Source organism: Pseudomonas sp. 65/3-MNA-CIBAN-0223 (assembly GCF_040310425.1).
Lineage (GTDB): Bacteria > Pseudomonadota > Gammaproteobacteria > Pseudomonadales > Pseudomonadaceae > Aquipseudomonas > Aquipseudomonas gregormendelii.
Window position 1 is genome coordinate 1 of record NZ_JBEOPV010000340.1, and the last position, 237, is coordinate 237.

The window sequence follows — 237 nt, forward strand, 5'->3', positions numbered from 1 at the left end:
CCACGGCGACGTGCAGGGCACGCTGCGCGTCGTCGCCCCGCTCGGCTTCGGCCGCAAATACGTCGCACGGATCGTGCGCGACCTGCAGCGCGCGCATCCGAAACTCGACATCTCGCTCCATCTGTCGGAAAGCCCGTTGACGAGCGCGGCGGGGGCCGACGTGGTCGTCCATGTCGGCAGCCTCAAGTCGTCGTCGTGGATCGGCTATCCGCTCGCCCCCAACGAGCGCTTCCTGTG

At 68.8% G+C, this 237-nt stretch carries 1 protein-coding gene; it reads left to right on the forward strand.

From position 1 onward, the window contains the following. A partial coding sequence (locus AAEZ09_RS29130) for a LysR substrate-binding domain-containing protein (RefSeq protein ID WP_350601792.1) occupies nucleotides 1-237 on the forward strand: 237 nt, incomplete at both ends.